At 68.7% G+C, this 12,810-nt stretch carries 8 protein-coding genes; 6 read left to right on the top strand and 2 right to left on the bottom strand.

Annotation, left to right across the window (positions count from 1 at the left end; translation table 11 throughout):
- Positions 1 to 41: 41 nt before the first annotated feature.
- Positions 42 to 3,770, top strand: a complete 3,729-nt coding sequence (locus tag H4Q84_RS20090) for a hypothetical protein (protein ID WP_248580844.1) — start codon at positions 42 to 44, stop codon at positions 3,768 to 3,770.
- An 877-nt stretch (positions 3,771 to 4,647) separates the two neighbouring features.
- Here H4Q84_RS20090 and H4Q84_RS20095 read toward each other — a convergent pair.
- Both H4Q84_RS20095 and H4Q84_RS20100 read right to left on the bottom strand, forming a co-directional pair.
- A complete protein-coding gene (locus H4Q84_RS20095) occupies positions 4,648 to 5,019 on the bottom strand; it encodes a helix-turn-helix transcriptional regulator (RefSeq protein WP_248580845.1) in 372 nt (123 codons plus the stop codon).
- Positions 5,020 to 5,041: 22 nt separating this feature from the next.
- Positions 5,042 to 6,142 carry a tyrosine-type recombinase/integrase gene (locus H4Q84_RS20100; protein WP_248580846.1) on the bottom strand — a complete coding sequence of 367 codons (1,101 nt, stop codon included), beginning with the start codon at positions 6,140 to 6,142 and terminating at the stop codon, positions 5,042 to 5,044.
- Positions 6,143 to 6,333: 191 nt separating this feature from the next.
- Here H4Q84_RS20100 and H4Q84_RS20105 point away from each other — a divergent pair, with 191 nt between their 5' ends.
- Genes H4Q84_RS20105 through H4Q84_RS20125 form a run of 5 tightly spaced genes read left to right on the top strand, consistent with a single transcriptional unit; the run spans position 6,334 to position 12,292 of the window.
- A complete protein-coding gene (locus tag H4Q84_RS20105; RefSeq protein ID WP_248580847.1) occupies positions 6,334 to 7,779 on the top strand; it encodes an endonuclease/exonuclease/phosphatase family protein in 1,446 nt (481 codons plus the stop codon).
- Complete coding sequence (locus H4Q84_RS20110) at positions 7,776 to 9,509, top strand: peptidoglycan DD-metalloendopeptidase family protein (protein ID WP_248580848.1); 1,734 nt, start codon at positions 7,776 to 7,778, stop codon at positions 9,507 to 9,509. The genes H4Q84_RS20105 and H4Q84_RS20110 overlap by 4 nt, the downstream gene beginning before the upstream one ends.
- Positions 9,499 to 10,074 (top strand): hypothetical protein, encoded by a 576-nt coding sequence (locus H4Q84_RS20115; protein WP_248580849.1) that lies wholly within the window; start codon positions 9,499 to 9,501, stop codon positions 10,072 to 10,074. The genes H4Q84_RS20110 and H4Q84_RS20115 overlap by 11 nt, the downstream gene beginning before the upstream one ends.
- A 32-nt stretch (positions 10,075 to 10,106) precedes the next feature.
- A complete protein-coding gene (locus tag H4Q84_RS20120) occupies positions 10,107 to 11,600 on the top strand; it encodes a TraM recognition domain-containing protein (protein ID WP_248580850.1) in 1,494 nt (497 codons plus the stop codon).
- On the top strand, positions 11,597 to 12,292 hold the full coding sequence (locus H4Q84_RS20125) for a hypothetical protein (protein ID WP_248580851.1): 696 nt from the start codon (positions 11,597 to 11,599) through the stop codon (positions 12,290 to 12,292). Before H4Q84_RS20120 ends, H4Q84_RS20125 begins: the two co-directional genes overlap by 4 nt.
- Positions 12,293 to 12,810: the final 518 nt, after the last annotated feature.

The raw sequence follows: 12,810 nt of genomic DNA on the forward strand, positions 1-12,810 counted from the left end.
GCCTGCGCCGCAGCGCTCATGGTCGCCGAGGCGGCCGCGACATGTCGCAACTGCTGTCCGACTTCGGCCACGACCTGCCCTTGACTCCCGTAGCCCTGGCCGCAACCAAGGAGGCGCGCCTGTTCAGGCCGGCTCCCCGCCGCGGCGCGATGCGTGCCGGCCGCGGCTGGGCCGCAGCCGGCGCACCGGCCTCGGCGTGGCGCATGACCAGCGACCAGGCCCCCGTCCTTTGGCCCTTCATCGGTGCCCCCGGCCTGCCGCCCACCGGCGCACAGATGGGCATCGACCAGCTCTCCGGCGGGTCGTTCTACGCCGACCCTTTGGGGTGGGTGCTTCGCGACGACGTCCCGGTCACCAACCCCAACATCTTCTACTACTCCAAGCCCGGGACGGGTAAGTCCGCGACCGTGAAGGCGTTCTGCAACCGCATGATGCCCTTCGGCTACCGGACCCTCATCCTGGGCGACCCCAAGGACGAGTACGAGAAGCTCTGCCGCGCCCACGGTGTGGAGCCGTTCGTCATCGGGCCCGGCATGTGGACCAGGATCAACCCGCTGTCCAAAGGCCCCCTCGGACAGGGCTGGGACCGGCTCGACGCCACCGAGGCCCAACGTCGTGCCACCATCATCTTCGCCCGCTGGCTCACCCTGGTCCGCGGCCTGGTGGGATCGATGCGCATCGGCACCGCACACGTCCCGTTCGGGCCGACCGAGGCCGACGTCGTCCACACCGCGCTCGAGTTCCTCACCGGCTACGCCCAGGGCTCCACCGAGCTGCGCGAGACAACCATCCCCGAGCTGTGGCACCTGCTGCACAACCCCACCCCCGAGCTGGTCCGGGGCTGTCAGTACGCCACCGAACGGCAGTTCCTCGACGAGACCCGGCTGCTGCGTAACGCGCTGGGCCAGCTGGTCAAGGGCACCCTGGCCGGCCTGTTCGACGACCACACCAACATCGACGTCGACTGGCGGGCCCCGATCCAGTCCCTGAGCCTCTCGCGCCTCGACGACCTCGGCGACGAAGCGGTGGGCATCGCGCTGCTGTGCGTGAACAGCTGGGGCCGGGGATTGCGCGAAATCGCCGAACCCGGCGATCTGCGGATCGTGGTCCGCGACGAGGTCTGGAAGCAGCTGCGCCTCGGGGTCTCCGCGGTGCAGAGCTTCGATGCGGACCTGCGCCTGTCCCGCGGCATGGCAGGCCGGGGAGGCGACATCCAGTGGGCCAACCTGCACAAGCCCTCCGACCTGCTCTCGGTCGGCGACGGCGACTCCCAGGCCACCGCCATCGCCAAGGACCTCCTCGAGCTCGCCGACATCAAGATCCTCGGCGGCCAGAAGCCGAAGGTCGCCCGCGAGCTCGACACGATGCTCGGCCTCGGCCCGATCGCCCAAGACCTCGTCACCGGGTGGGCGATGCAGGGCAAGGGCCGCGCACTGTGGTGCGTGGGGGAGTCGACCTACAAGGTCCAGACCGTCCTCCACCCCGTCGAGCGGGAGCTGACCTGGACCAACGAGGCCATCGAGGGCGGCCTTATGACTGTTCGCCGGATTTCTGACGCTTTCTCGCCGAACTTGCACATGGTCGGTGGGTTGTCGGCCTGTCTTCGTTCATGTTCGCCGAACTCTCTCATCGTTGTCACCCAGGTCGTGGTGTTCGATGGCCTTGAGGTAACGCGTGGCGCCTTCGACTCGGAGGTCGAGCACGTCACCGGTGCGGCGGACATCGCCGCCGGTGACCTGACCCACGGGCACGAGCAATGTCCCGGCGAAGGTTGTCCTACCGAGGGCGGGTCATGCGTCGTCGCGGAGGGATGGCCCGGTCGACGCTGTGGCGATGCGCGGCTTCATCTCTTCGATGAAGCGGCGGGCGAGGGCAGTCAAGCGTGGGTCGGCCCGTTTGTGGACCCGTTCCCAGGGGTTGGGCCGATCGGCGATCGCCGCCTCGACGAGTTGGTGCCACTCCGTTGGAAGCACTGTCAGGCACCAGCGCGCTGCCTCGTTCTTGCCCGCGACTTGACCGGTGCTCGCGCTGTACAGCATGCGGCATTGAGTGAGGACCTCGTGCGGCTGGCCCCAGCCGTTCTCCAGGTACTCGAGGTCGCTCAAGGCATCGTCATGACGCCGGACGGCAAGCGCTGCAGCCTCCTGGCGGAGCACCTGTGTCGGGACCTCAGGCAGGAGCGAGTCAGGGGGCGGGCCCGTGATGGGCAGCCCGCGATTCTTGAGTACCCAGCGGAACGTCTCGGTGTTGTCGTGGCTCGACAACTCCATCTCACGCTGCCCGTTGTCGACGTAGAGCCACGACTGGTTGGAGTTTGCTCGCTCACGCAGCTGGTCGGCGGTGGCGTAGGAGCCTTCCAGGACGCGTGCCCAGTGCTCTGCCCTGGTGGGCATCCGTCGGTGGATCTCACGGATCTTCGACTCCTCGTTGGGGTCGAGTTCCTGCGCCGTAACGACGAGGAAGTCCACATCGGCGTGGACGTCTCCGGCGCCGAGCGCGAAGGACCCTTTGAGGTAGACGCCTACCAGGTTGTCCCCAAGCGCGGTCTGGACGCGCTCGGCGAAGTCGCCGAGAACGGCACGCAGGAGGTCAGCTTCGTGCGCGTCCAACTGAGCGTCCAGTTCCGGCAGCATGTTCAACAGTCTCGTTTCCTTGCAGTCGAGCGGCTGGTGACCAGTTCGTACCGATGGCCGGGCCCCGAGCATGCTCCCACTGTGGGGATCGCCCGTCTCATCAATATCCCCTGCTTCGCGACCAGTGGCTCGAGCGTGCCGCGCGAGTGCTTCCCGGCAGGTGGTCGGCCGCTAGCCTCGGGAACTCCGCTCGCCCTCGATGCCGAGATCGGGGTGCTCGATGGTCTTGAGGTAGCGGGTGGCGCCTTCGACGCTGAGGCCGAAGAGGTCACAGATGCGGCGCACGTCGCCGCCGGTGGCGTGGATCTCGTGGAGGATGCGGTCCTCGCGCAGGGCACGCGGTCGTACGGCGCTGTCTTTCCAGGGGAAGGCGTGGCCGCTGGCGACGAGTCGGGGTGCGGTGCGTCGGTTGATGAGCAGGTGGGGGTTGGCGCTAGCCGGCCAGGTCTGGTTGCGGTAGTCGAGCCACGCAGCGAGCCGTGTCCTGACGGGTGCGGCGAGTGGGATGTCGCGGCCGTCGAGGAGAAGCCGGCCGTCGACGATGTCGGTCAACTGCAGCTCGCGCACCTGCTTGCCGGTGAGGGCGTGGAAAGCGACCAGGGCCACGGCGAGGGCGACGGCCGGGTTCGGCGAGTCCAGCTCGGTGCGAATCAGTGCGGTGTCCAGCGGGAGCGGGATGTTGGTCGCCACGCGAGTGAGGTCGATGCCTCTCATGGGGTTGGCGAAGACGAGGCGCCGGCCCTTGAGGATCTGAACAGCGACTTCAGACCGTTCTCGGCGAAGTGCCTGTGGGTGGTGTCGGCGGGCAGCGCCGCGAGGGCGGCGAGGATGTCGTCCTTGGTGATCTCAGCGAACGACTGGCGCCCGGCTTCGGCCCAGGCCTGGACCACAGGCGCAAGGCCACGGATGTGCAGCTCGACAGTCGCCGGGTCGCGCGGGAGCTGGCGGGGCGCCTGCCGCGACCCGCCGAGCATGATCTGCAGCCACAGCTCGAGCTGTTGGCGCATCAGCGGTGGCAGGGCGCCGGAGTCGATGAACTTGGCGGTGAAGAACCGCTCGACGTGGGTGGGGACGTCCTCGATCAGCAGACCGGCCTCGGCCAGAACGTCGATGGTGGAGGAGATGGTGCCGTCGTAGCGGCGCAACGCGATGATGTCGCTGGCGCGGATCTTCGCAGTGGGGGTGGGTCGCACGGTCTGCAGCATTCGCAGTGTCTGCATCACAGCGTTGCGCTGTCGCACGCTCCAGCCGTAGCGCCGCGCGTGGTCAGCGAGGATCGCCGCGCAGTAGCGGGTCAGCTCGCTGTCCTCGACCAGGATGCGCTGGCGCAGGACCTCGGGGTCGGGCGCCATGGCGAACAGGGCGAGCTGCTCTTGGGCCTCCTCGTCAAAGCGGGTGCCTGGCTGATGGGGCAGCTGGTTCTTGTTCTTCAGGGACCATCTTCGGGTCCAGGTGACGTACTCGGGCGCCGGGGTCACACGACGTTTGAAGACCATGTTGGCAAAGAAGAGCTGCTGGCTGTGCCTGTTCGCCCCGGCGACGTCGGGTGCGCGGCCGGGCTGTTGCTCGAGCCGGGCATTCTCCAGGCACAGCCGGCACGCTTGTTGCTCGCTGACATGGCTGGCGCGGCCGCAGAAGCCGCAGATGCCCTTGGGGTAGTGGGTCTGCCACCAGCGGCACGACCAGCAGGTCCAGTTGTAGCGCGGGTAGACGCCCCAGGCCAGGCAGCCCTTGCAGGAGTCGATGTGTTCGGGGCTGCGGGGATGACACCGGTTGCACAGGCCCTGGCTGAAGTAGTCGGTGTGGGCGCCGCAGCGCCGGCACGGTGGCGAGGGGAACGGGCCACCTGGCAGACACTCGTAGCAGAAGTCCACGCGGGGAGTGGTCCATGCGACTCGGTTGATCTGGCAGCGGTTGCACTTGGGCGGCAGTCGCAACGGCGCGTTCGGTCCTGGCCCTGGCATGACGTCGCGCCCTGTCCCACCCGTGACCTAACCCGATCGACTGGCCCCGGTTACAGGGGTGGCGTCGAGCGGGGCTTGCCGAATCGCGGGGCCACCCCCGGGGCACCGCCGCTGGTTCCGCCGTTGCCGTTCGGGCCGTCGGGGTGGTCAGGATGGTCGCCGCCGTTAGCGGCGTCCGAGGAGCGGGGGCGACGAGCGGCGACCTTGTCTGGCTCGGGGCTCATCAAGTCGTTGGGCGTGCACTCCAACACCGCGCAGAGCACGTCGAGCTCTTCGAGACGCATCGTCGGCGGGGATCCCGCCCACCACGACGACATCTTCCCCGCGGAGATCTCCAGTCCGGCGTCAGCGAGCATCCGCCGCAGCTGGGCCGACTTCCAGATCCCTCGCTCGGCGGCGCGCAGCCGCAAGTGCCACTGCATCTGCTTCCTCTCTTCCTTGGGGTCAGTTCATCGTTGGTCCGGCCAGGCGTCGCTGGCCGAAGCGGTCCTCGACGCGTTCGTTGGCTTGGTCCCAGGCCCGTTCGATGTGGTCGCTGCGGACGTGGATATAGCCCGAGGTGGTCGCCAGCCACTGGTGTCCGAGCAGCTCCTGGAGCGCCTTGAGATCCATCCCGGCGGCGTACAGCGAGGACGCGCAGTAGTGGCGCAGCACGTGCGGAGTCATCCGGCCCGACCAGGCTGGGAGCCACTGGTCGACCTGGCTGGTCAGCGTCCTACGAAGCACGTCTGCGCGCGCCCGGCCGCAGCGACCCAGGTCATGGTCGCCTCGTTCCGAGGGCAGCATCGGGGCATCGGGGTCGGCCCAGTCCGCGCCGTACTGCGGGCGGACCTCTGCCAGCCACCAGTCGATCAGCTGGTCTGCGCCGTTGATCGCCGGGACCAGTCGCGGCTTGGGTCCACGGCCGCGGCTGCCCTTGCCGAAGCGGACGTGGAGCTTGCCGAACCCGCCGAGGTCGGGACGCCAGTCGCGAATGTCGAGCATGACGCTCTCGCTGATCCGCAGCCCAAGTCGACGCCACAGCGATGCCGCGAAGTAGTCCCTGGCCGCGGGCAGGTACTTGCGTGCGTCCGGGACCGACTCACGCCAGGCCGTGAACAAGACGTCGATCTCTTCATCCGAGGGTGGCACCCGGATCTTCCCGAGCGAGGCCCCGGACTGGCGGTTGTACTCGTCGATCGGCTGCTCGACCTGGACCCCGGTTGCACGCCGGATGGTGCCTTCGTAGCGAGCGACGACGAACTCGTAGAACACCGACAGCGTGCCCGCCTTGCCGGCACGCGTGGACAGGCTGCGTCCCAGTCGTCGTTGCTCGGCCAGGAACCGGTCGGCGTCTTGAGGAGTCGCCTCCCACAACGGGCAGGTCAACGACCGGGCGAACTCGATCACGATGGCTCGGCTGTTGCCGATGTGCCCGTCGCTCAAGCCTGCGGCCACCATCGCCAGCGCGTACTGGTCGACCAGCTCCTGCTCGAAGTCCTCAACGTCCTGCGCCGAAGCGAGGGCGTGCTCTGTCACGCAGCCGGGCAGCGCGAGCAGTCTCATCAATGCCCTTGTTCAACCATGCGGCCCATGCGTCGACGTTACACCCAAACCGTCAGTCAGAGTGAGGAAGATTCAATGAACTGCTGCAACGTCGGGAACCCGCACCACCTGCACAGACTCGGATCCGAGCTCCCGATCCGGCAAACGAACCGTCGTGCATAGAGACAGCGTCCTAAGGGCTGGGGATATCGGTGAAGAAGGCATTCGGAGCGAGCCTGGCAGTCCTGGTGATCTTGTTGGGGCTGCCGCTCGCGGCCGCCGTGGTGGTGTCGATGGGCGTCGGTGCGACCACGGAGTGCACCTCCCAGGCCGTTCAGGCCGCCCCGACGGGCACCGTCCCGGTCGAGGGGCCCGTCGGAGGACCCGTGACCGGGGACATCGTGGTCGCCCAGGCCAACATCCCCGACCGCGTCGGGATGGCCGGTTTCAACGCCTCGATGCCCCGAGTGCTGTCCACCCGTCCCGACTTCGTGTCGCTCAACGAGATGGCCGGGCGCAGCCTGGCCGAGATCGAGGCCGCGGCGCCCGGGTACGCGGCGTACCGCGACCCCGACGCCATCCCAGGGTCGAGCGCTCGAGAGTCGATCAGCAACGTGGTCGCCTGGCGCACCGACACCTGGACCCGCGTCGGCGGCGGCCGGGTCACGATCGTCGAGGGCGACCAGGGCTTCTACAAGGGTCAACCGATCCTGTGGGACCGCTTCGTCACCTGGACCATGCTGCAACGCGCTGACGGTGCGGTGGTGTCGATGCTCTCGACCCACCACATGATCAACCCGCACAAGTACCCCCGCCAGCACGGCAACCCGCCGCTGACGCGCGCGGAGCAGTACGGCCAGGGCATGGACACCCTCATCGAGTTGTCGACCTCATTGGCCGCTCACGGCCCGGTCCTGGTCGCCGGCGACATGAACACCCACGCCACCTACAGCGACCTGTCCTGGTCCGCGGTTGCGAAGATGAGCGCGGCCGGATACGGCTGGCACTCCGCCGCTGTCGACTTCATCTTCTACCAGCGCCAGCTCGGCGTCACCCTCACACAGGGCTGGTCCGGGCCGATGCAGTCCGATCACCCCTGGGTCGCCGCCAAGTTCGCGATGAACGGTGTCGGGCCCACCAGCAGCACAGCAACGACTGCTGCCGCTGCGACCGAGTCCATCGTCGAGGCGTCGCGAAACACCACCCTCACCACGGGCAGGGGCGACGTCCTGACACAGCTGACCGCTCTAACCCTCGGCCCGGGGCTTCCCCAGCTCACCGAGGAGCAGGCGGGCAACGTCCTCGAGATCGCCCGGGTGGCCCGCGACCTTCAGGTGCCACGGTTCGGGCTCCAGATCGCGCTCGCGACCGCGATCCAAGAGTCCACCCTGCGCAACCTCGACGGGGGCCACGCAGACTCCGCCGGTCTGTTCCAGCAACGGCCCTCGACCGGGTGGGGCACCCGCGCCCAGGTCACCGACCCCGCGCTCGCGACGCAGGCGTTCTTCGGCCAGGCCGCCCACACCGACAACCCCGGGCTCCTCGACGTCGCGGGTGGGAGCAGCTGCCGCTGGCCGAGGCCGCCGCCCGAGTGCAGCGGCCCCGAGACGACCTGCGCGGCGCGTATGCACGGTGGGAGACGGTCGCCGGTGATATGACCGACATCGTCGGCTCCAACGACCTCACCGCCATCACGCCCGCCTCGACGTCGACGGGAGAGTGCAGCCACGCGGGTGCCGGCGTGACCGTGGCGACCTTCAACCTGCTCGGCGCGGGACACACCGACAAGAACGCCGCGGGCGGGTCGACCAGGCCCGACTTCCCGACCTGGAAGAAGCGGCTTCCCGGCGCCATGACGGCTCTGCAGTCCGCCGGCGTCAGCATCGCCGCCCTGCAAGAAGTGCACCCCCCACAAGCCAAGGCTCTTGCAGGTGACTACGCCGGCACCTGGGGCATGTTCCCCCTCGACGGAGACGCCCAGAACCGGGTCATCTGGGACAGCACCGCCTGGACCCTGACCACTGGTCAGCTCGTGCAGATCCCCTACTTCGACGGCAAAGAGGTCGGGATGCCGCTGGTGCAGCTGACGTCGACCACCACCGGGCAGAGCATCTGGGTGTGGAGCATCCACAACCCGGCCGACGCATACGGAAACGCTGCAGCTCTGCGCGCCGAGGCACTGCGCCGCCAACACGCTACGCTCTCCGACCTGGCAGCGGCCGGCACCCCGGTCGTCATCGCCGGCGACTTCAACGACGCCCGGGATGGGAACGGGTCCTCCCACTGCCAGCTCACCCCCACCCTGACCAACGCCTTCGGTGGATCAGTTGACCCGTGCACCGAACCCACCGAGGACGCGGCCGTGGACCACATCTACGGGGCGAACCTCAGCTGGGCCAGCGCACGCGTCGACTCCAGTGTCCAGACGGCGAAGATCAGCGATCACCCCCTCGTGGTGGCCACCACCGCCAGCAACAACACCGCCTGCACGATGCAACCCGCCGGCTACAACCTCGGGCCAGTGCAGCCTCAACTGGCACGACTCGTCGGGGTCCTCGGGCCGATGTTCGGCATCCAGAACGTCGGTGGGTACCGCGAGTCCGCGCACGACCCGAACGGACACCCGTCCGGGCTGGCCGCCGACTTCATGGTGCCCCTCACCGCAGCGGGCAAGCAGCAAGGAAACGCGCTCGCCGACTACGCCCGCTCCCACGCCGTGCAGCTCGGGATCGACTACATCATCTGGTACCAGCGCATCTGGTCGGCCGACCGTGCCGGCGAAGGATGGCGGCCGATGGAGGACCGGGGCAACGACACCGAGAACCACCGCGACCACGTGCACATCAATGCACTGCCGGCGGCCGCGGTGGACTCCACCGCAGACGTCACCCAAGGATGCTCCGAGGTGGTCTACCCGGTCCCGGAGCAGTACGTCGGCAGCGACCAGCACAACTGGCACTCCTCGGGGTCGAGCTGGTCGTCTTGGCACACCGGGACCGACTTCTCCATGCCCTGCGGCACCCCGGTCTACGCCGCCCACGCAGGCACGATCGAGATCGACACCACCCAGTCATGGGCGGGTCCGTACCTGGTCAAGATCACCACCGGCGCGACATCGCTGGCGACCTGGTACGCCCACATGGAGACGGTCACGGTCAGCCGCGCCCAGACGGTCGCCGCCGGCGACCAGATCGGCACCACCGGAGACCTGGGCAACTCGCGCGGATGCCACCTCCACTTCGAGGTGCACCTCGAGAACGGCTCCATCTACGGCCCCGACAACGTCGACCCCAGCGGCTGGCTGGCCGAAAACGCGAAGGGCGACGTGACCGCCCGCACCGCCCGCAGAGACGTAGGTGGGCAGGAGGAACACAACCATGCAGCGTGAACGACTCAAGACGCCCTATCCCTGGACCTGGGAGATCCCGGCCGCGGTGACCTTCGTGGTGCTGTTCGGCATCGTCGTGGGTATCCAGGCGGGCAGAACGATCGCCAACCTGATCGTCGGCGCGGGGATGACGTGGCCGGCCGCCGACAGCGGCCCTGACACTGGTGGCGTCGCGGTTCCCTCGCCGATCGGGGCAGCGTTCTGGACCAGCCTGCCCCGGGTCCTCACCGGAGACGCCGCCGCTGGTCTGCCCACCCCGTTGCCCGATGAGCTGGCCCCGCCGTGGCTCGTGTGGGCGGCCGTATCCGGCATCGAACTGGCGTTCCTCAGCCTCACGACCTGGATCGGTGTCAAGTGCTACACCCGGTGGGGCCCGGTGCGCATGAGAGGCATGGCCTCAGCCGCCGAGGCCGAGAAGCTCCTCGGCCTGAGCCGGCTCCGCAGGGTCTCCGCGCTCGTGCGACCCGACATCTACGGCAAAAGGCCCGCCCCGGATCCGGGGGCGGAGGACCTTGTCCCACTGACGATCACCACTGACCGAACCAGCGAACCTCCCAGCCCCTGACTGGTGGCGGGCCGCAATCGAGGAGAGACACGATGAAGCTTCGAATGAACCCTTGGGACGTCGGGTGGCGCATCGGTGAGGCCCACGAGCCGCGTGGCGGCAACATGTGGGTCCCCTGGGACCGCACGGCCGGCGTGATCGGACCGCAGGGCTCCGGCAAAACACTCGACCTCCTCACCCCGGCCCTGCTGGGCGCCCCCGGGGCGGCGCTGGTCACCCTCACCAAGGTCGAGGACCTCCTGCTCAGCCTCACCTCCCGCTTAGCCGGCGACCGACCCTGTGTCGTCCTGGACCCCTTCGGGCTGGCCGACGGGCTGTGGGGCCCCACTGGCGGTCGGGGGGTCCGCGAGCTCGTGTGGGACCCGATCGCCGGATGCGTGGACCCCAAGGTGGCCGAGCGACGCGCGAAGGCGTTCACTGCCGGCACGGTGAAGGGTGCGATCAACGGCGGAACGGGCGACGACGCCGCCCGCTTCTACGCCGCCGAATCGGCCAAAGTCCTCCAGGGCTACTTCCACGCCGCTGCTCTGACCGGTAAGACCCTCGACGACGTGCTCCGCTGGATCGCCAACCCGGCCGCGGCGACCGACCCCGCCGAGATCCTCCGTCGACACCCGCACGCCGAGCCGTTCTGGCACGGACTGCTACACGGTGCCCTCAACGGTGACGACCGGACCGCCGGGAACACCGTCACCACCGTCCAGCAGGCGCTGTCGCTGTTCTTCCAAGCCGACACCCGACGCCGATGCGTTCCCAGTCACGGCAGGCTCGCCACCGACCTAGCCGAGGTCATCGACCGGCGAGGCACGATCTACCTTCTGGGCCGCGAAGACCCCTACGCCTCCGCGAGCCCCCTGATGACCGCCGTCGCCGAGCACGTGCTGGACACCGCACTCATGCTCGCCAACAGGTCACCTTGGGGCGGCCGGCTCTGCCCTCCCATGCTCGCCTGCCTCGACGAGCTCCCCTCCACCGCACCACTGCCGACGCTGCGGACCCGGATGGCCAACGAACGAGCACTCGGCCTGTCGTTCATCTACGCGGCCCAGACCCGCGCCCAGCTGACCTCGCTCTTCGGCGAACACGAGTCCCGGGCGCTGTTGGGACTGACCAACGTCCTGGTCATGTTCGGCGGCTCCAAGGACGTCGCGTTCAACCAGGAGATCTCCGACCTCCTGGGCACCGTGCGGGTCGGCCGAGTCACCCACAACTCCGGCGGCCGCGGGGGAGGACGCAGCTACTCCGGCGACGACATCGCGATCATGCGACCCGAAGAAGTACGCCAACTGCCCGAACGCAAAGCGCTGGTAATCGCCGAGAACGGCAAGCCCATCATCGCCAAGCTGACCCGCTGCGTCGAAGGCAAGGAGGGCGCCGACCTCCTGGCCCAACAGCGAACGTTGAGGCAACGACTCACCGGCGACCGCAGCCCAAGCCTCACCCCGGAGGCGCGAGTGGCCGCAGCCCTGGTCGAAGCCCGCCGGCTCGGGTTCAGCGACAACGACGATCGGAGCACAGTCTCGTGACCGCACATCAGGAGCCACGCCGCGACCCCAAGCCGATGATCCTGCCCTTCCCCCAGCCAGGCGAACTGGTAAGGCTCGCCTACCGGGAGCTGCACGTCGCGGCCAACGGCACCCCGGAGGAACAGCAGGCCCTCGGCCCCCACTCCCAACTGGCGCGCCCCTGGGAGCCCAGCACCTGCGCCGACCCCGGTCTGCGGTACGAGGTGTGGGAATGGCTCGAGCAGGTCGTGATCTGGCTCAACCACGAGTACACCTGGGACACGCACGCGCTCATGCCGCCCTGCTGGCCCGAGCACCCGCACCTGGTCCACGAGATCGCAGTGATCGCCGACCAGCGCCGCCGCTCAGGCTTGGCCAAGACCAGCGACGCCCTCGAGGAGTGGCACCGCTACTGCCTGCCCACCTTCGTGGACCGCATGCAGGGCCGACTGCGCGCGCGCTGCGACGACGCCCACGCCCCGTGGCCAGGCCGACCCAGCCACAGCGACTACACCGCGACGGCGCAGACCCAGCACCGAGAGGACCTCTTCGCCGGTGACGTCGACGCGCTCCCGAAGCCTCGCAGCGCCGCCAAGCAGCCCCCAGAGGGGCCACGGCTCGGGCTAGTCGACCTCGAGACCGGCCAGCTGATGGGCGACGCGCCGGACGAGGTCTCGCCCCGGCCCCGGACCGCGAAGGGACCCCACGAATGATGACGGTCAAGGAACGCGCCGTGGCCATCCGCCGGGCTCAGGCGGCGTTACAGACCCAGAAATCCTGACTCCGTAGTACCCGGGACACACCAGAGCCTCTACTGAAACCGGTACGCGACACTCGCGGTCTTGTTCTCCGGCGAGGGCCCGTCCGGCAAACCCACGCAACCTTCGAACACGACGCCCCGCTCCCATACTCACCACCCCAGTGGGACTGTTCCCCGACGTGCGGGTCTCACCATCGGCTGATTAACGGGACTCAGACCGTTTCAGTAGCTAGCTCCCCGCAACTCGTCCCGCTCCGGGGCTGAACTCGACCTCGAACAGCGGGGGAGTGGGTCGCCTGGCTCTGGCGGCCTACCGGCTCGAGAACGCCATCCGGCCCAGTTGGTAGACGGTGCCCGGCATCCCGCAGAGCTCGAGGCCTTTCGTGTGGCCTGGTACACCGCCCCGACCAGGAGGGTTGCCCAAACCTCGGGGTAGTCCCGGGTTGCCCGCCGCCGCCGCCCGCGCCCCGG

This window comes from Nocardioides sp. InS609-2, from assembly GCF_023208195.1.
In the GTDB taxonomy this organism is placed as follows: domain Bacteria; phylum Actinomycetota; class Actinomycetes; order Propionibacteriales; family Nocardioidaceae; genus Nocardioides.

Excerpts from the sequence above, each read along its gene's own strand:
- H4Q84_RS20115 (WP_248580849.1), top strand. The coding sequence starts at position 9,499 with ATGCAGCGTGAACGACTCAAGACGCCCTATCCCTGGACCTGGGAGATC.
- H4Q84_RS20095 (WP_248580845.1), bottom strand. The coding sequence starts at position 5,019 with ATGCAGTGGCACTTGCGGCTGCGCGCCGCCGAGCGAGGGATCTGGAAG.
- H4Q84_RS20120 (WP_248580850.1), top strand. The coding sequence starts at position 10,107 with ATGAAGCTTCGAATGAACCCTTGGGACGTCGGGTGGCGCATCGGTGAG.
- H4Q84_RS20110 (WP_248580848.1), top strand. The coding sequence starts at position 7,776 with ATGACCGACATCGTCGGCTCCAACGACCTCACCGCCATCACGCCCGCC.
- H4Q84_RS20100 (WP_248580846.1), bottom strand. The coding sequence starts at position 6,142 with ATGAGACTGCTCGCGCTGCCCGGCTGCGTGACAGAGCACGCCCTCGCT.
- H4Q84_RS20090 (WP_248580844.1), top strand. The coding sequence starts at position 42 with ATGTCGCAACTGCTGTCCGACTTCGGCCACGACCTGCCCTTGACTCCC.